The following is a 20,150-nucleotide window of genomic DNA, read 5'->3' on the forward strand; positions in this document are numbered from 1 at the left end:
TTGTACAATACATCCATGTAGGTTATAAAGTATTATAATATATAATAATACTATTATAGGCTTTATTCTGCTATCAGTAAAACTCGTTAAGTAATTAACTTGAAAAATTTACAATTATCTTTCTTTAGAGATAAAACTAATAAAAATAAATCCTATTAATATATAATAAACTAATGCTTAACTTTAAAAAAATTGTTAATATTTATTGATAATTTATATATTTATTAATGTAAAATAAATATATAAATCTACGATTTATCTATCCTAAAAATAAGAGTAATCTGCTTGATTCTTACAACGTATGTTTCAATATTGCTATTTATTCAATAGTAATGCAACTCCAAAATAAATATAAATTTTTAATAAGATGCTAATTCTTTATCGTAAACAGCTCTCTCTAAAAAATCCACTAAATTTATAATTACTTATTTATTCTTATAATTTCAAATAGAATGCGATAAAATTAAAACATTATACAAAATAATTTAAGTTCGTGGCCTTTCGTTAAAATATTATTTTTACTTAATGTATATAAAAATATATATAAAAATATTCAAATCATATCTATCTCATTCAAAAATTTTTAAAATATTTGACCATCATCAGGATCGTAAGAGTACTTCATTCTTTTAATACTAGAGAGATTACCCGCATAAGCACATATTACTCAATAGAATACCACAAAATAGAATACCACAAATTTCATTATTTTATTAAGACTTCACATGTGAGTAATGTTACTTATAAAGAAAAAATACTATGTAGTCCGCTAAAACTTTCAAAAACTAAAAATATTATTAACAATACCCTGTGTTCTTATTTTTAAATATTGAGAACTATAATGATACTAGAAGACACATGTCGTACTTATTTATAGCAAAAACTAAAGAATTTAAAAAAAAAATCTCTTTAGCAGCATGATATAGGTAATACTGACTATATTTAACTATTATCATACATAAATAGTACAAATATATTTATACATATCATGCTAAAATATCCATTTATTATAAATATCAAATATCTGATAAATAATACACTTTATTACTACTGATATGGAGTCACTAGAGAATTATTATGATGCAAAAAAAGATTTTATTATTACACACATTAATTTTAGGTCTCAATTTAACTCTACCAATTCCAGTGGAGGCTGATAATATTAAAAATATCTGTCATCCCGTCAATGCTATGCAATTAACAAGTCTAGCTCCTATGCTAGAGAAAGTTATGCCATCAGTTGTAAGCGTTAATGTTGAAGGCGCAATGACACGCAAGACAGAACCTATGCAGCAATTTCAACCTTTCTTTGGTGGACCTTCATCACCCTTATGTCAAGAAGGGTCTCCATTTTTTGGCTCCCCACTGTGCCAAGGAAATAGCTCTAATGATAATTATGGAGCGGAAGTTCCACAGCAAAAATTTCGATCTCTAGGTTCCGGAGTTATTATTGACTCCATAAAAGGCTACATCGTCACTAATAATCATGTACTAGAAAACGCCACAAAAATTCAAGTACAATTTAGTGACGGAGACAAGTATGATGCTAAAGTAATTGGTAAAGATCCTCGTTCTGATATTGCTTTAATTCAGGTTCTAAAAGCCAAAAATTTAACAGCCATTATAATGTCAGACTCTGATAGTTTGCGCGTTGGAGATTACACCGTCGCCATTGGCAATCCATATGGTCTTGGTGAAACTGTGACATCTGGGATTATTTCTGCCCTAGGTCGAAGTGGATTGAATGTTGAAAACTATGAAAATTTTATTCAAACCGATGCTGCAATTAACCGTGGAAACTCAGGAGGGGCGCTTGTAAATTTAAATGGCGAGTTAATCGGGATTAATACTGCTATTCTGGCTCCAGACGGTGGCAATATTGGTATTGGGTTTGCTATTCCATCAAACATGGTAAAAAATCTATGCAATCAAATGATTGCTTATGGACAAGTGAGAAGAGGAGAATTAGGAATTATTGGAACCGAGCTAAACTCGGAGCTAGCTAAAGCAATGAAAGTAAATATTCAAAGAGGTGCATTTGTTAGTCAAGTCTTGCCTCAATCTTCTGCAGATAAGGCTGGCATTCATGCAGGGGATATAATTATATTAATCAATAATAAAACAATCTCTAGCTTTGCGGCTCTACGCGCTCAAATTGGATCCCTTCCAGTAGGAACTACTATAGAACTTGGATTAATACGTAATGGAAAGCTAATAAAAACAAAACTGGCTTTACAAGAAAGCAACACAGAAAGAGCTTCTTCTGGTAGTATTTACGATGGTATTGAGGGAGCAAATCTTAAAAATTATAACAAAAAAGATATCAAGGGAGTGCAAATTGAAACCCTGACAACAGGGTCAGCTGCAGCACGCATAGGACTCAAAAGAGATGATATCATTCTTGGAGTAAACCAACAGCCTATTAGTAACTTAACTGAACTAAAAAAAGTGCTTGATAGCAAACCTACAGTAGTTGCGTTAAGTATTAAACGTGGTGAGAACTTAATTTACTTATTGATGCAATAAAAATGTAAAATAAAAATTTTATTTTGCAATTCTAATGAGAGTCATTTTTACTGGAAGTGCTTTTATGATCAAATGAGACCAATAGTTTTCTTGCCATTATTTCATTCTTCTAATCATTTTAGTAAAATAATGTAATGCTGTTAAAAAAACAATGGATGCTACATCAAACTCTGCCTTTAATCATAAATTTAGAAAATTTATATAACAATCATAAAAATAAAAAAATTATTTAATGCCAGGCTAATTTTGTAAGGTAAAAGTTATGATAATTGTTACAGGCGGCGCCGGACTTATTGGAAGTAATATTATTGATACTTTTAACCGTCAGGGTCATACTGATATTCTAGTTGTAGATAATCTAAAAAATGGTGCTAAATTTTTAAATTTATCAGATCTTGATATTGCCGATTATATCGATAAAATCGATTTTCGGATTGCTATTACAAAAAGCACTAATTACTTTCTCAATATAGCAGCTGTGTTCCATGAAGGAGCGTGCTCTTCTACTACTGAATGGGATGGTAAATACATGATGGATAATAACTATCAATACTCAAAAGAACTCCTACATTGGTGTCTAAAAAAAAATATTCCATTTTTATACGCTTCTTCTGCTGCAATCTATGGTCAAAATACCTGCAACTTTCTTGAAGAACGTCAAAATGAGAGACCGCTTAATATATATGGATATTCAAAAATGCTGTTCGACAATTATGTTCGTAAGATTCTACCAAAAGCATCATCACAGATATGTGGCTTACGCTATTTCAATGTCTATGGAGAACGTGAAACACATAAAGGAAACATGGCTAGTATAGTTCTACAGCTCTATCAACAACTAAAAAATAACAAAAACGCTCAGTTATTTGTAGGAAGTAATAATTTTAAGCGAGATTTTATTTATGTTAAAGATGTAGCATCAGTAAATCTATGGTGTTTAGAAAACTCAGTTTCAGGTATTTTTAATTGTGGATCTGGTCAAGCAGTATCTTTTCAAGAAATAGCTAATGTAATGCTAAAATTTTATGCAAATAGTGTAATTGAATACATTCCATTTCCAGAAAAACTTAGAGGATTCTATCAAGCTTTTACGCAAGCTGATCTTAAAAAACTAAGAAAGATAGGTTATAAAAAATCATTTGAAACTGTGTCTAAAGGTGTAAAAAATTACATAAAATGGCTACAATATAAAGCATGATCAATTCTGAAAAGATTAAAATTCTAGTAATAGGCCCTTCTTGGATTGGTGATATGATGATGTCACAAAGCCTTTATCGTACTCTAAAAAGCCAAAATCCTAATATCATGATCGATGTGATGGCTCCTGCATGGTGTCATCCTTTGCTCTCGAGAATGCCAGAAGTTAATGAAGCGTTACTTTTACCTGTAGGGCACAATATAGTTGCGCTACCTATGCGTTGGCGATTAGGTCAAATGCTGCGTAAAAAAAATTATGACCAAGCCTTTGTTCTACCAGGTTCTCTTAAATCCGCGCTTATTCCTTTTTTTGCTAAAATCCCACATCGCATAGGATGGAGAGGTGAAATGCGCTATGGATTGCTTAATGACATGCGTATATTGAACAATACTGATTTTCCACTAATGGTGCAACGATATATAGCACTATGTTATCATAGATCACGTATAAGTAGTAGCAGAGATCTCCCTAAACCACTTTATATGCCGGCCCTTAAAGTACAAGAAAAAGAAAAAGAGATAGCTCTGTATACTTTTAAAATACATTCGAAACGACCTATTATTGGATTTTGCCCCGGAGCTGAATCTAATCCTTTGAAAAAATGGCCACACTATCATTATGCGCAACTAGCAGAGTTTTTAATTAAAAATGGATATCAAATTCTCTTACTTGGCTCTACTAAAGATTTTATTACTGGAGAGCGCATTCTACTAAATCTTTCTCAGGAAATCAAAAACCATTCTTATAATCTTATTGGTAGGACTGATCTGAAACAAGCTGTAGTTCTACTATCCTGCTGTCATACTGTAATTAGTAATGATTCCGGGCTTATGCATGTTGCTGCTGCTCTAGATCGTCCATTAATCGCGCTATATGGGCCTAGCAATCCTAGTTTTACCCCCCCTTTATCAAAAAAATCTAAAATCATTTCTTTAGTTAGTAACTGTGATTCATTACAAAAAAGAAACGCCCATGAAGAATATCATCCTAGCCTCATCAAAATTACACCAGAAAGAGTTATGATGGAACTAAAACTCTTACATTACGCTGTAGGAGTATAAATGTTAGTTTTAATGATTAAAACTTCCTCCATGGGGGATGTGATACATTCACTACCTGCACTGACTGACGCTAAATTAGCTTTTCCTAATATGTATTGCGAATGGGTCATAGAAGAGAGCTTTTCTGAGATTCCTACTTGGCACCCAGCAGTTTCTCATGTTATTCCGGTAGCCATTCGTCGCTGGCGAAAAAATTGGTTTAAAAAGTTAATACGAAAAGAACGTATTAATTTTAAAAATGCCATACAAAATCGCTCTTATGATGCAGTGATTGACGCTCAGGGCTTAATAAAAAGCGCTGCCTTAATAAGCCGCCTTGCTACAGGTGTGAAACACGGAGGTGATATGTGCAGCATAAGAGAACCTGTTGCTAGCTGGTGGTATGATAAGCGCTATGCTATCAACAAAAATCAACATGCTGTGCAACGAATACGAAGCCTCTTTGCAAAAAGCCTGAACTATACACTACCAAAAACAATGGGTGATTATGGAATTCTACAACACTTTAAAAAAAATCAACCAATAAAAACTAATAACTATCTGGTCTTTGTGCACGCAACTACAAAAGGTAACAAACAATGGCCAGAGACTCATTGGAGGACGCTTATTAACTCTTTACAATCTGAAGGAATAACTATTAAACTACCCTGGGGAACGCACGATGAATTCTTACGTGCGCAAAGGTTAGCGCAAGATTTAAGTTATGTAGAAGTCTTACCTAAACTGATGCTACAGGAGATAGCCCATATACTTATAGGGGCTAAAGCAATAATCTCTGTAGATACAGGATTAAGTCAGCTCGCTGCCGCTCTCAACTGTCCGAATATTACTTTATATGGACCAACTAACGTAGATTTGATTGGTGGTTATGGTCATAATCAAATTTCAGTGCTTTCCTTACAAAAAAACATGGCGGAAATCAGCCCTGAAAAAATTCAATTAATTCTAAAAAGGCTTCTCAAATGAGAGATTTTAATCTAATTACTTTAACGTAAATGAGAGGAGTTAAGCACTTATTATTACAATATGTTAATTTTTTCTTCTAATCAGAAGATTATAATTCTTTACATAATCAATATTATGCCACTGGGATTCAATGTCGTATTAAGAGCAAAAATATATTTTCTTAACCATTATTTAATAATCCACCTATACTTTGTCTACAATTTTAAAAAATATTAGCCATTATAGAAAATTTCTAAAATATCTACTGATTATGTTATGTCTTGGGATTTTTATCCCTAAATTTTCCATAAAACAAAAAAAATTTCAACTCCTAAGCTAGGATAAAAGCTTAGCATGATAATTTGCAATAAATACTAAAATAACACACTTTTTTGGTATACTAGATGGTATTATGTTCATTTTAAAAACATCAAGATGATTATAGAGTTATGTTTTAATCTTCCTTGTTTTTACCTTATAGTTTTCAATCGTTTTAAAAATCATATTTATATTAATCATATAAAAAATCCCTTTCTTAACCAGTACGACTTGAGGCGACATCACGTTTGGTAAGTCTTAAAGATATTAGAATCTCTCCGTTGACATTGCATGAATTAATTCTTCTTGAGTAAAATACAATTCTAGATATTTCTGAAAAAACCTAGAAAAATAACACTATTACTCTTAATGAATGAAAAAAATTACATAATCACGTAATATTTAGTGGTTTTTAAAAATGTGTCTATCTCTTTTAATCACATTGATATTTATATGAGCAGACCTATTAGTCAATCTTTTAGATTATCCTGCATGGAGAGATGATATTATAAAATATCATTAATTTTTTCGATTATTAATGGTCAACCCAGAAGTGAGATATGATAGTATTTTTAAAAAGTTGCAATTTACTCAAAAATACTTGTAAAAAATTAATAAAACCATCAGGAATAAAAATTTATTCTACTTATTATGTTTACGATCATTTTTATGATGTTTTAGTTCAACAAAAAATGTTATTACATATTAAATGTACTAATACGGTAGAAAAGCTAATATTGCTAAAACTATCACCAATTTAGCTATAATACGAAATTATATACTATAGATGGCTTTCGTTATGATTCATTTCAAAAAAATTAAATTATTTATAATTTACTGAAAATATGAATGATGGTAATCAAGAAGAGAAATGTAAAAAATTTAATAAACACTACTGTATTTATTAATGATTATTTATTGAATATGCATTTTTTAAAAATGATAAACACTGTTAATCTTGTTAAATATGTAGTAAATTAATAAATATATAAAATTCATCCGTATATCAAAATCTAGTGTAGTAAATTACATATGAACTATTTCTATGAAACTTTACTATTTATCTGACAGATTTCAAGCGAAATTTTTATCTAATTTTTCTTTAAATATATGTATGATGGGTCGTGCAGGACTTGAACCTGCGACCAATTGATTAAAAGTCAACTGCTCTACCAACTGAGCTAACGACCCAATATGGTGGGTAATGACGGGCTCGAACCGCCGACCCCCTCCGTGTAAAGGAGGTGCTCTACCAACTGAGCTAATCACCCGCATGATACGAATAACATTATTATTATATATCATTCATCAACTAAGTCAATAATTTTGCGATATCTATCTTTCCCTTAATGCAAACTTTTTAAAAATCTTGTAATATACACTTAGTGTAATATGTTATATATTATTATAATTAGATACACAGTTGTATTTATATAGATTAAATAGATACCTATACTTTAAAAGTGAACAATTTGTAATAATACGCCAACATTATAAACAAGTCATTCTTCTTAAATTTATTAGATATAGTACAGATTTATATTCCGCCTGAAATGATAATCTTTCTGTTATAACAAAATAGTACGATTACCATTTAAAAAGACCCGATGCTTCAAAATTTTATTCAATGCCCGATTAAGTACGTTTTTTTCCACATCATGACCGACTCGCATCATATCTTCTACTGAATAACTGTGATCAATATGAATAGCATCCTGCATGATAATGGGACCAGCATCTAACTGATTAGTTACGTAATGTGCAGTAGCGCCAATAATCTTTACACCACGAGCATAAGCCTGGTGATATGGATGTGAACCAACAAATGCAGGAAGTAAAGAGTGATGAATATTAATAATCTTATTCGGATAACGACGCAAAAAGTCTGGTGTAAGCACACGCATATATTTAGCAAGTACTATATAATCAGGTTGGTAAAAATTAATATTATCAGCAATATTATTTTCCTGCTCTAAACGCGACAAGCCTTCGTGTTGTAAAAAAATAAATGGCACATCAAAACTATTAACTAACTCACTTAATCGTTTGTGATTGCTAATTACTGCAGAAATCTCAACATCCAACTCACCATAAGCGCTTTTTATTAATAGATCCCCTAAACAATGGGCCTCTTGACCGACCAAAATAACAATCTTACGGCGATCAGTATCTTTTAGGGAATATTGTGAACCAACTGGAAGTAAGGTATTAAGATCTTTGAAAAAATTGTCTTGATAATAAAAACAACCAGATAGCTCAGAACGCATGAAAAAATAAGAAGTTTTTTCATCAATAAATTCATTGTTTTTTACAAAATTAAATTTATACTGATAACATATAGTAGTAATTTTTGCAATTAACCCTGGCGCATCAGGACATACAATTTTTAAAATTTTGTGTTGTTGTATGCTTTCTTGCATTATCCTTATAATCCTTATATATACAATAATACCCTGATTAATCTTAATAACTATATTATTATAATCTATAGTAGAATTAAAAATTCTATACTACGCATATCCTGCTTGAAAAAAAATAATCGCCATGATTTAATCCATATGCTTATAAATAAAATTTATTAATTTTAATAAATCACTATTAAAAATATTTTAGAAAAGCTTTTCTTATTATATCACTACACAGTCTATTAACATTCTGATATTGATCCAAGAACTATTATAGAGCGAAAAAATTATTAATTTTAACAACTTGATACCATAAAGTATATATTAAATTATATAAACTTTACTCAATAAATTAATCATTATTAATGGTGATCTAAATTAGTACAGTTTTTCTTGATGTTGAAAAGATAAATAATCGTGTTATTACTTAATATGTGTCGATAAAAACACGTTGGCATCAACCATAATATAAGAAATATCAGTATAAATATGATTTTAGATGCCATTAGGTTCAATTTTTAATTAACATACATGCATAGTACTCAATCTATATTTTTAATTTATTACAACTATAATATACAGAATATCATGCCATGATAATCTATAAAATCTACTACAATAGTAGTATCATCATGTAATAATAAATTATTAAGAAATCCAACTCTTCAAAGCGATTATATTTCTAAAATTATTTTCTATATTTTAACAATTATTTTTCTTAACACATATTATTCAATACATTATATGTAATGCATCCATTCTTTAATCATATGTTTAAAACACGTTCTGAAGTAAAAAAAAAAAAATTTTATTATAACTATAGACATATCATATTATACGTGCTTATTCCTAAATCTTTAAACTCTTTTATTATGTTTTCACCTGGTAGTGCTAAAACTGAATAAATTTAACACGCTAAAATATTTAATATTCAAGTATAAGTCAATCATGGATGTAAGCTTAGAAATAACGAATAATATTAGAAAAAGAATAAAAAGTATAAAATTTTTTAATCTATTTACTCTGGGATCTGTTTTATATAGGTTGTAACTAAGTTTCAACAGAGTAAATATTTTAGAAAATAATTGATATTTTTAGAAAGATTTTGGTGGAGCTGGCGGGAGTTGAACCCGCGTCCAGAATTGTTCTGCTGTCAGAACTACATGCTTAGTATAGTTATTATTTTCATTAAATAGTTGCGAACTAACACGCCACTAAAAACTAGCTTAATTTTATTTAACACATCTACCAAAAGCAAAGCCTATGTGCGATCTCTTTATTAGTTTGACCTCTCTTGATCCCGTCCTCAAGAGAATAGGCTAGGAGAGAGGACGCCTTTAGTTTATTAGACTAATTACGCTGCTAAAGCAGCAGGCGAAAAACTATCGTCATTTGCAACTATTTTTTTACGGCTTTTAACGAGGCAAACCGCTCCTCGGCATGCTCCTAAAGTTTTACATATTCTGTCGAATCCATAATCAGCCCCATGGAATAACATTCCCTTATAGTATATCTATTTTGTTCATATTGCACTATTTAGTTAAAAATTTATTTTTTTCATACGTATCTTCTCTAACTTCCAATCACGCTCTTTAATTGCTTCTCGCTTGTCATATTGTTTTTTACCTTTTCCGACACCAATCTTCAATTTAGCCCATGAATTTTTCCAATATACTGATAATGAAACAATACTATATCCATGACCTTGCACTATATTAGACAATATATTCAACTCTTGCTTATTAAGTAGTAACTTTCGAGTACGTCTTGCATCACACTTCATATCTGGTGATACCACATGAAGAGCTAAAATCGTTGAGTTAATTAAAAATGCTTCTTTACTATGTAAAATTATGTAACTTTCTCTAATATTTACTTGACCGGCACGAAGAGCTTTTACCTCCCATCCTTTCAATAATAATCCGGCTTCAAATTCTTTTTCAATAAAATATGAATAATAAGCATATTTATTCATAGCAATTGAAATACAAACAGGTTTAGTTAATTTCTTCATAACGATAGAAGCACTAGTAATACCATAGTGAGTTTGTTAAAGATTAATAAGTTAACAAAAAATATATTTTATTTCATTACTATAATGATTTTACATGTAGCATCTATAATAATATTATAGATAAAACACTTTTTATTCTACTGGAATATATCAAAAATTTAGCTATTTAGCTATTTAGCTATTTATTTATTTATTTATTTATTTTAGCAGTGTACATTATCCTGTCAATCATCACTATACTATTAAAAGCAATAATTAGTTTAATTTTATCTATTTACACTTAAATAATAGTTATTACTTAATTCAAAAATAGAATTAAATTTACATTAAAGTTATCTGTAAAATTAAATCATAAAATATAATGAAAAATATCATTTTATCGCCAATCTAAAAAGATTGAAAGTTATATCAAGATTCTATAAAATATAGTAATTAATCTATTCAATATCCACAAAAGAATTAACATAAAATCCTATTGATATAAATATAAGTAAGATTTTTTATTAGATGAAAGAGAGTTATTTTACAATTTATTGTAATTCTAAAATAATTATTTTTAAATTAATATAATATATAAAATATTAACCTTAATATTGAATACATTCTAAATACTGTCATATATAAACAGTGTACAAAATATTTAGGGAATCTCTAAAACATCTAATCAGCTGATATTAATAGTAAAAATTAAGTCTTTTTTTGGATAATTAATAAAATTTTTTAAAAAATAAAAATAAAAACGGCGTGCAATATTTTAAGTAATAATTCACAAGCTTCTAGGTTTATAAGAAAAGATAAAAAGGCATTACTGGAACAAGTATGACCCAGATAAATTGTTCTTTATTCGTACCATTTAGCGTTACAAAAATGTATTCTCTAGTTAATGATATAGAGAGTTATCCAGAATTTTTATCGGGATGCGTTAGTAGTCAAATTCTAGATTCAAACCCAGTTGAAATTACCGCTTCTATGGATATTTTTACGATAGGCATTGTGCGCCAAACCTTAGTGACTCGTAATACATTAACTAATAATCATAGCATTCAGATACAATTGATTAAAGGACCATTTCGAGAACTTAATGGTATCTGGCGTTTTAGCGCTCACAATACAGAATCTTGCCAAATAACATTGAATTTAAATATAGAGTTTAATAATATATTTATGCAGCTAGCCTTTAATAAGATATGTAAAAAACTAAGCACAAACTTTCTAGCAGCATTTAATCGACGAGCACAAGAGGTTTATTTTGTCTAATATTTTAGTTGATATTGTTTATGCTTTACCAAACAAGCAATATCTTTATCGTGTAGAATTAATTTCAGATAGCAACGTACAGCAAGCTATTATAGCCTCTGGCATCTTAGACTTACGTCCAGAAATTAATTTACAGAAAAATAAAGTTGGCATTTTTAATCAATTCGTTACATTAAATGACAAACTTCACAATGGTGATCGTGTTGAAATATATCGCCCTATAATAGCGTTAAAAAGATCTTCTTCAGTATCACTAAATAACAAGACTAATATAGATTAGTATCTCTATACATTCTGACACTCTAGGTATATATAATTCATTTCATTTGTAATTATATCTATTTTTATTAATATTTTTATGCATCTACTATAGATAGCATGCATCCTGTTTTACATATAGGACAATATCCTATACACTTTTTAAAATAAAAGACTCTACATAAAATGTGACTTCTATTTAAAAAGATTTTTAAAAGCTACAATACAAAAATGTCCCATTAATTTATATAAAAATATAGCAAAATAACTTCTGTATTTATTCGAACCTTATTATTTTTACGTATACAATAATCTCAATTTAATTTTAGATAATTAATTATAGCAAAGAAGATCAATTAATTTCTAAAAAACTAACCATACTTCAAGGAGAATTTCTCTTTGAAGTATGGTTAGTTTTTTATCTTTACTAATCTACATGGTAGGTAGCAAAGTATAGAACCATACATCTGAATCACATAAAGAACAAAAATTAAAAACAGAAATAAATCGTATGATATTAAGCTACATTCACTATAATATATAGAATCTTATTCTTTATAACATACAAAATATTATATATTATATAGTTTAAGCTCTGCAGTTATAGTGATAAAACTCAATGTAAACTAAATAATTATTTAGTTCATATGTATAAACTATAAATATATGCATTGGTAAATAAATTACTAATTATTATGTAGATTTTTGCGCTATAATTATGATAAGAATCTATATGTTAGCATAAAATTATTTTTTTGATTTATTATCAAGCCACAACCTTATTCCAACAAACATCATGCTTATAATAAGTCTAAATAATATTTTTTATTAACTGTATATAAATAACTTACCTTTTGTGTTATTATATATACTCATAAAGTATAGTCACAATATTTACAGCTCATCGTACCTGTAAGGTTTTATTGTAAAAGTCCATATCAGAATATAATATCAAATATATTCCTTCTAATGCTCGCAAGTCTCCAAAAAAATAACTTCTGGATAACGTTCTTGGGTCATCTGTAATTTGACCATGCTAGTGGCAAGATAAGTTAAATTACCAGAACCATCAATAGCTAAATTGCTCTCATTATAATTCTGAAATTTTGAAAATTCCCTATTATTATCACATACTACCCATCTTGCAGTAATGATATTTATCATCTTATACACCGCATGAACGTTATATTCATTTTTAAGGCGTGAAACAACTACATCAAATTGTAGCGCGCCTATTGCTCCAAGAATCAAATCATTATTATGTACCGGTCGAAATATTTGTACAGCACCCTCTTCTGATAGTTGTATTAAACCCTTTAGAAGTTGTTTCTGCTTCATGGGATCACAAAGAGATATTCGACGAAATAGTTCTGGAGCAAAATTTGGAATACCAGTAAACTCTATTTTCTCACCTTCTGTAAAGGTGTCTCCAATATGGATTGTGCCATGATTGTGTAATCCAATTATATCGCCTGGATATGCCTCGGTAGCCCTTAAACGGTCATCAGCCATAAAGGTTATCGCATAAGCAATCATTAGATCTTTTCCAGTTCTAACTTGATGTAATTTCATTCCTTTTTTGTATTTTCCAGAGACTACTCGCATAAAAGCCACTCGATCACGATGTTTTGGATCCATATTAGCTTGAATTTTAAAGACAAAACCGCTAAATTTTTTATCATTCGCGGTTATAGTGCGCAAATTTGTACGCCGAGGCATCGGAGGTGGCGCCCACTGAACAATCCCGTCAAGCATGTGATCAACCCCAAAATTACCTAATGCAGTGCCAAAAAATACTGGAGTTAAGTCGCCGCTTCTAAATGTCTCACAATTAAATACATGTGACGCACCATGAAGTAATTCTAGATCGCTTCTCAGTTGATCTGCAAGATCCTCGCCAATTGCAGTATCTACATCTGGATTATATAAACCTTGAATTTTATTTACTTTCTGAATAGTATGACCTTGACCAGATCGATAGAGGTATATAATATCTTTATATAAATGGTAGACTCCTTTAAATAATTTTCCACAACCTATTGGCCAAGTTATCGGGGCACAGATAATTTTAAGGTTGCTTTCCACTTCATCTAGAACTTCTATAGGATCACGAATATCACGATCTACTTTATTCATAAAAGTAATAATCGGTGTATTTCGCAATCTGGTGACACTCATAAGTTGACGGGTTCGATCTTCTACGCCTTTTGCGGAATCTATCAACATGAGACAGCAATCTACTGCCGTTAGAGTGCGATAAGTATCTTCAGAAAAATCTTCATGTCCTGGAGTATCTAGAAGATTAATTAAACTACCTTGATAAAGAAACTGCATTACGGACGTGGTTACAGAAATACCACGTTGCTTTTCTATAGTCATCCAATCAGATCTGCTGTATTTATTAGCAGTAGAACCTTTAACCCCAGCGGCAATTTGAAACACTTGTCCGAATAATAGCACCTTTTCAGTAATAGTAGTTTTACCAGCATCCGGATGAGCAATAATAGCAAACGTACGTCGGCGCAAGACCTCTTGCATATAAGATAGATTTAGCATAAAATTCTTCTAATTTAACACAGAGATACTGTGCAATACTGGATTGAAACGTAAAAATTATTACTGACTGTATTAAACTGTAAATATTTTATTCATGTCAGTGAAATCTATTATTTTATACACGATTAACGAGTGTTTGAAGAATCATGGATTATATCAGAATACATGCAACGATAAGGTAAAAAATTACCACTAACTTAAAATATTCAGACAAGGGATAATATATCGCGTAATGTTAATAACACTAGATAAACTAATTCGCACTGTCTACTATTCTCTAAAAATTCTTCTTAATACAATTAACTGGTTCGGCGTCCAAATTAAAAGACCTGATTAATAAAAAACTATAAATATAAAACAGAAAGACAAAACAATTTATCCACACATCCCTGAGAGTGAAATCTATTAAAATGCTGACAGGTGATTTTCAGTAAACTATAGAGAAACGCATTATAATAAATCAATTATATATACAAAGCGGTAAAATATAAATCAGTATACAATATCTTACAATTCTCTACACCTTTTTTCCGCCATCATTATATTTGATAAATAACCTTATAAAATCTCTAAAGATGATCATACGCACAGTACATGATGTCTAAAACTATGCATATTTTTAACCTAACGCATACCAAATGACATCATGGAATCTAGCAAAATGTAATTACTTCTATAACCTATAACATTGTATAATATGAACGCTATAAATATTTAAAACCTATGCCATCGTACTTCTAACATCATAGTATAATACTATATCATCAAGATTTTATAAGGAATATCTCCAAAAATATAGGGTTATTTATCTATATCTGACTATTAAGTACAGCTGATTCATAATGATATCTGACATACTAAACCTGATTTCAATATAGATCGACTGTATATCTCTTATACTACATTTATTTTATGTATTAAAATATCCATGGACTTTTTGATATTCTTTTTATCATATTGAAATTTAATGAATAATATTCTATTATAATTTTTACTTATTTTTACTAAAAAGATACTTATTCAAGATACATGATCAATCAATAAACTGTAGTTTACGACTAGATCATCATATCAACTCATGCCACTAGTATTATGAATTATTTCACTAATTACACACAAGATATATCTAAATAAAATTAGTGCTGTCAACATACTCAAGTACTCTTATTGCATCCATTAATGCATGACATGGAGTGTATAGATACAATCTATCTAAAAAATTTTTATACATCTATGCTACAGTATAGAAAAAGATATATTATTTAGTTAAAAACATGCTCAACTAAAAATATTATCTTGTATTTCCTATACAGCAACAATCTTTTTGATTAATACAAAGATCTATCTTTTTAAAAAAAACTTAAAACATCTTATATAAAACATATAGTTTTTTAAAACATATATATTCATCTTCTAAAATATATTTACTATTTTTAACCTTTTAATACTCTGATAAAATATTCTATATCAATCACTTAAGTCACAATGATTTATTTTTAATAATGTTTTATTATTGTATAATACATAATAAATTTCGCAGTATACATTAATATCATCTGGAATAAATATGAGTAAAAGCACTGCACAAATTCGTCAAGAATTTCTTAATTTTTTCTATAGCAAAGGGCATAAGATTATAACTAGTAGCCCACTGATACTGCCTAATGACACAACACTATTATTTACTAATGCTGGCATGAATCAGTTCAAAAGTATTTTTCTTGGACAAGAAAAACCAAAATATACTCGTGTAACTACTTCTCAACGTTGTTTGAGAGTCGGCGGTAAACATAATGACTTAGAAAAGGTAGGCTATACTGCACGTCATCATACATTTTTTGAAATGCTTGGAAACTTTAGCTTTGGTGATTATTTTAAAGAAGAGGCAATCTCATTTGCCTGGGAATTGCTCACTAGTCCAAAATGGTTTGGATTACCGAAACATAAACTATTAGTTACGGTATACGCAGAAGATAATGAAACTTTTAAAATTTGGGAAAAAAACATTGGATTACCGCTTGAGCGTATTATTCGAATCGGTAATAACAAGGGCGGCCCTTATGCCTCAGATAACTTTTGGCAAATGAGCGAAACAGGCCCTTGCGGTCCATGCTCTGAAATATTCTTCGATCATGGTGATCATATTCCAGGAGGGCTACCAGGTAGCACAAAAGAGAATGGAGATCGTTATATTGAGATATGGAATCTTGTCTTCATGCAGTTTAATCGTAAGTCCGATGGCACTATGATACCTCTACCGGTGCCGGCAGTTGATACAGGAATGGGGCTAGAACGTATTGCAGCAGTTATTCAAAATGTTCACTCAAATTATAATATTGATCTATTTAAAGCACTAATTAAATCAATTATTCAAATTACAGGAACTACTAAAATTCATGATCAATCATTACACGTTATTGCAGATCATATTAGGTCATGTGCGTTTCTCATTGCAGATGGAGTGCTACCATCAAATGAGAACCGCTCTTATGTATTACGCCGTCTAATTCGCAGAGCTGTACGTCATGGGTACACATTAGGCGCGCAAAAAGGTTTCTTTTTTAAACTAGTATCTCCATTAATTTATGCTATGAATGAAGGTGCAGAGATTCTTAAGAAAAATCACAATAAAATAGAAAAAGTTCTAAAAACTGAAGAAGAAAAATGCGCAAAAATACTAAAGAATGGAATTCTTCTATTAAATCAAGAACTGAGAAAGACATCAAGTAATATACTTAATGGTAAGGTAATATTCCGCTTATATGATACATTTGGGTTTCCCGTAGAATTAATTGAAGATATATGCAACGAGCGTCACATATCCGTAGATAAAGTAGGTTTTACACTTGCTATGCAAGAACAGCGCCAGAGAGCAAGAAATTCAAGTGGTTTTAATGCTAATTATAACAATATACTCTATATCACTCATAAATCAAAATTTAAAGGTTATGATTGTTTACAACTAAATGCAATGATTTCTATGATTATTGTTAATGAAGAAATAGTAGATACTATCCATTCTGGACAAGATGGAATTATAATTCTTGATTATACACCCTTCTATCCTGAAGGTGGTGGACAAATTGGCGATATCGGTGCTCTCCAGGCTCATCATGATACTTGTTTTATAATAAAAAATACAAAAAGATACTCTCAAGCTATCGGTCATATCGGTACACTCAATCATGGAAAACTAAGTAAGGGTGACACTGTTTTAGCGCAAGTTGATGAAAAAAATCAAACAAGTATTCGCCTCAATCATTCAGCAACCCACCTACTACAAGCTGCCTTACGCCTCATTCTTGGGTCAAAAGTTGCGCAAAAGGGGTCACTCATTACTGCACAAGGTTTACGTTTTGATTTTGCATATGATCAGCCAATGACGCAACAAGAAATTCGTCAAGTGGAAATAATAATTAATGAACAAATTCGCCGAAACGTACCTATTGAGGCACAGGTAATGGAATTAAATAAAGCTATAAATCTTGGAGCTATAGCTTTATTTAATGAAAAATATGACCAATATGTTCGAGTTTTAAAAATAGATGACTTTTCTATAGAGCTCTGTGGAGGAACGCATGCTCATCGTACAGGCGATATTGGACTTTTTCGTATAACTTCTGAATCAGGTAGTGCATCAGGAGTGCGACGTATTGAAGCCGTAACTGGAGAAGAAGCATTATTACATATATACTACCCATATGACACATTATCAGAAATTGCTCAACTACTAAAATCTAATCACCGTAATCTATATAAAAAAATCAGCTCTCTCATGGAATATGCGCATACTTTAGAAAAACAATTACAAAAACTACAAAAACAACAAGTTATACAAGAGAGTTTATTCTTGAGAAAACAATCTATAAAAATAAAAAATACTCCGGTAATAATCAACCATATAAAAATTTTAGAACCTAAAATGCTCCGCATCCTAGTTGATAATCTTAAGAATCATTTAGGATCAACGATTATTGTGTTAGCAACTATTTCGAACGGCAAGATCTCTCTAGTTACTGGCGTAACGAAGGATCTCATTCATCATATTACAGCTACTCATCTCTTAGAGTATCTAGCAAAACAAATTAACGGAAAGGGTGGAGGAAGCCCATATCTGGCGCAAGCAACTGGTATAAATACAGAGGCTTTACCTAAAGCTTTAACTAACGTAAAATCATGGATCTCAGACAGGTTAGAATAATCTTATGTATGTTTTATTTTTACATTGACAAAGAAATATGTTTGTTATTATGCTTTAATAATATTCATTAATTATTATACAATTTTCTCTTTCTTAAAGTGCAATGTTATCTAAAAAATTCTATCTTATTTAAGGTGCACGGATTAAATCATAATAAGGTAAGCAATGTATTTAGTAAAACAGCAAATTAACCTACAGAATATACTGTATAATAAATATTATATTATACAAGAAAGCCTATCAAAGTACTCAGAAAAGCATTATTTAAATTATCCTAAGAAACTGAAGATCATAATATCTACGGTAAGAATATAATATGGCTTTTTATCTATATTTAATCTTAAGAAATAGAATAAGATAGTATAGTATACATATAAGACTATAGTGTCTAAGCTAGCATATAACGTAGTATTCTAATATTTTCTTAGAACTCTCGAACCCACAGTGCGACCACTATATTAATCTGTTTAGGAGACAACAATGCTTATTCTAACTCGTCGAGTTGGTGAAACTCTGATGATCGGTGATGAAGTAACTGTTACTGTATTAGGAGTCAAAGGTAATCAAATACGTATTGGTGTTAACGCTCCTCAAAAAATTTCAGTGCATCGTGAAGAAATTTATCAGCGTATACAAGCAGAAAAAACACAGCAAACAATTTACTAATATATTTTTATTCAGTGTCAATATAATCTAAAAACGAAGTAATATTTATTATGACAGCTAGTTTCTTGACATATATCATATGATTCGTTGAATCTATATGATATATGTCATATTTTCGTCAAAATAATTTTAATTAAACATTAAAATAAAAACCTTTACAATAAGTATACAGTGACAATAAGATAAAAAATTTATAAATATAATGTATATTTATAAGATTTTTTAATAAAAAATCTTAGCTAGATAGCCATCTAATATCATTTTTTAATCAAAACTTTATGTACTAACTGTAAAATATAGTATAATATTAAGTATAATATATAGATCGGATTATCTATTTCACTTAATTAAATAATATAGTTGTGCGTTATACACACTCTTTTACAATATATAAATTGATAAATTGAATAAATCAAAAATGTATTTGCTCAAAGATATGCCCAATCAAGAACTGTATAATCTATATTATATCTTTCTAAGAAAATAAAATAATTATTTACAAAATACCATTTATTCACTCAAATACTAAGATAATTCAGAGTTATAATATCAACCATTATCATATATAAGATACTTATATATCTTACATGAACTTCAACATTCTATTTCTCATATTAGAGAAAACATGAAAATACACATCAATCAAAATTAAAAGATTAAGATAATAGAATAAAGTCTCTAAAATAGGAATAATTTATATTAAGTTATATAAATTTAATAAAAAATATTTTTATATAGGGTATGT

Annotated in this window: 11 protein-coding genes, 2 tRNA genes and 1 other RNA gene; 8 read left to right on the plus strand and 6 right to left on the minus strand. The window is 29.7% G+C overall.

The features are described 5' to 3' along the window. Window positions 1–1,080: 1,080 nt before the first annotated feature. The 4 genes from degP (at window position 1,081) to rfaC (ending at window position 5,751) form a co-directional block, all read left to right on the plus strand. Window positions 1,081–2,526 carry a serine endoprotease DegP gene (gene degP / locus ERCISPPS3390_RS02740; protein ID WP_197095413.1) on the plus strand — a complete coding sequence of 482 codons (1,446 nt, stop codon included), beginning with the start codon at window positions 1,081–1,083 and terminating at the stop codon, window positions 2,524–2,526. 262 nt (window positions 2,527–2,788) lie between these two features. Next, complete coding sequence (gene rfaD / locus ERCISPPS3390_RS02745; protein WP_197095290.1) at window positions 2,789–3,724, plus strand: ADP-glyceromanno-heptose 6-epimerase; 936 nt, start codon at window positions 2,789–2,791, stop codon at window positions 3,722–3,724. A 14-nt stretch (window positions 3,725–3,738) separates the two neighbouring features. Then, the gene (waaF, locus tag ERCISPPS3390_RS02750) at window positions 3,739–4,785 is read left to right on the plus strand and encodes a lipopolysaccharide heptosyltransferase II (RefSeq protein WP_197095414.1); all 1,047 of its coding nucleotides are present in this window, start codon (window positions 3,739–3,741) and stop codon (window positions 4,783–4,785) included. After that, window positions 4,786–5,751, plus strand: coding sequence for a lipopolysaccharide heptosyltransferase RfaC (gene rfaC, locus ERCISPPS3390_RS02755; RefSeq protein WP_197095291.1), 966 nt, complete (start codon window positions 4,786–4,788; stop codon window positions 5,749–5,751). It begins immediately after the preceding gene. 1,415 nt (window positions 5,752–7,166) lie between these two features. Here rfaC and ERCISPPS3390_RS02760 read toward each other — a convergent pair. The 5 genes from ERCISPPS3390_RS02760 to smpB form a co-directional block, all read right to left on the minus strand. Further along, window positions 7,167–7,239 (minus strand) — tRNA-Lys (locus tag ERCISPPS3390_RS02760). Window positions 7,240–7,243: 4 nt separating this feature from the next. Further along, window positions 7,244–7,319, minus strand: a tRNA-Val gene (locus ERCISPPS3390_RS02765). Window positions 7,320–7,616: 297 nt separating this feature from the next. Continuing rightward, entirely contained in the window at window positions 7,617–8,468 is an 852-nt protein-coding gene (gene purU / locus ERCISPPS3390_RS02770; RefSeq protein WP_197095292.1) for a formyltetrahydrofolate deformylase, read from the minus strand. A 1,091-nt stretch (window positions 8,469–9,559) separates the two neighbouring features. Next, window positions 9,560–9,939: a transfer-messenger RNA gene (gene ssrA / locus ERCISPPS3390_RS02775) on the minus strand. 54 nt (window positions 9,940–9,993) lie between these two features. After that, the gene (gene smpB / locus ERCISPPS3390_RS02780; protein WP_197095293.1) at window positions 9,994–10,467 is read right to left on the minus strand and encodes an SsrA-binding protein SmpB; all 474 of its coding nucleotides are present in this window, start codon (window positions 10,465–10,467) and stop codon (window positions 9,994–9,996) included. 819 nt (window positions 10,468–11,286) lie between these two features. Between smpB and ERCISPPS3390_RS02785 the strand changes: the two genes are divergently transcribed. Both ERCISPPS3390_RS02785 and ERCISPPS3390_RS02790 read left to right on the plus strand, forming a co-directional pair. After that, the gene (locus tag ERCISPPS3390_RS02785) at window positions 11,287–11,724 is read left to right on the plus strand and encodes an SRPBCC family protein (RefSeq protein ID WP_197095294.1); all 438 of its coding nucleotides are present in this window, start codon (window positions 11,287–11,289) and stop codon (window positions 11,722–11,724) included. Beyond that, entirely contained in the window at window positions 11,717–12,004 is a 288-nt protein-coding gene (locus ERCISPPS3390_RS02790; RefSeq protein ID WP_197095295.1) for an RnfH family protein, read from the plus strand. The genes ERCISPPS3390_RS02785 and ERCISPPS3390_RS02790 overlap by 8 nt, the downstream gene beginning before the upstream one ends. Before the next feature lie 944 nt (window positions 12,005–12,948). Here the strand turns inward: ERCISPPS3390_RS02790 and prfC are convergent. Next, window positions 12,949–14,538, minus strand: a complete 1,590-nt coding sequence (gene prfC, locus ERCISPPS3390_RS02795) for a peptide chain release factor 3 (protein ID WP_197095296.1) — start codon at window positions 14,536–14,538, stop codon at window positions 12,949–12,951. Window positions 14,539–16,105: 1,567 nt separating this feature from the next. Between prfC and alaS the strand changes: the two genes are divergently transcribed. Then, on the plus strand, window positions 16,106–18,739 hold the full coding sequence (gene alaS / locus ERCISPPS3390_RS02800) for an alanine--tRNA ligase (RefSeq protein WP_197095297.1): 2,634 nt from the start codon (window positions 16,106–16,108) through the stop codon (window positions 18,737–18,739). Between the two features lie 480 nt (window positions 18,740–19,219). Continuing rightward, window positions 19,220–19,405 (plus strand): carbon storage regulator CsrA, encoded by a 186-nt coding sequence (gene csrA, locus ERCISPPS3390_RS02805; protein ID WP_157990576.1) that lies wholly within the window; start codon window positions 19,220–19,222, stop codon window positions 19,403–19,405. The last annotated feature ends 745 nt before the right edge of the window (window positions 19,406–20,150 follow it).

It is taken from the genome of Candidatus Erwinia haradaeae (assembly GCF_900698885.1).
In the GTDB taxonomy this organism is placed as follows: Bacteria; Pseudomonadota; Gammaproteobacteria; order Enterobacterales; family Enterobacteriaceae; genus Erwinia_E; species Erwinia_E haradaeae_H.

Coding starts and splice junctions, on each gene's coding strand:
- csrA (WP_157990576.1), top strand. CDS start 19,220: ATGCTTATTCTAACTCGTCGAGTTGGTGAAACTCTGATGATCGGTGAT.
- rfaD (WP_197095290.1), top strand. CDS start 2,789: ATGATAATTGTTACAGGCGGCGCCGGACTTATTGGAAGTAATATTATT.
- rfaC (WP_197095291.1), top strand. CDS start 4,786: ATGTTAGTTTTAATGATTAAAACTTCCTCCATGGGGGATGTGATACAT.
- smpB (WP_197095293.1), bottom strand. CDS start 10,467: ATGAAGAAATTAACTAAACCTGTTTGTATTTCAATTGCTATGAATAAA.
- ERCISPPS3390_RS02785 (WP_197095294.1), top strand. CDS start 11,287: ATGACCCAGATAAATTGTTCTTTATTCGTACCATTTAGCGTTACAAAA.
- alaS (WP_197095297.1), top strand. CDS start 16,106: ATGAGTAAAAGCACTGCACAAATTCGTCAAGAATTTCTTAATTTTTTC.
- purU (WP_197095292.1), bottom strand. CDS start 8,468: ATGCAAGAAAGCATACAACAACACAAAATTTTAAAAATTGTATGTCCT.
- degP (WP_197095413.1), top strand. CDS start 1,081: ATGCAAAAAAAGATTTTATTATTACACACATTAATTTTAGGTCTCAAT.
- prfC (WP_197095296.1), bottom strand. CDS start 14,538: ATGCTAAATCTATCTTATATGCAAGAGGTCTTGCGCCGACGTACGTTT.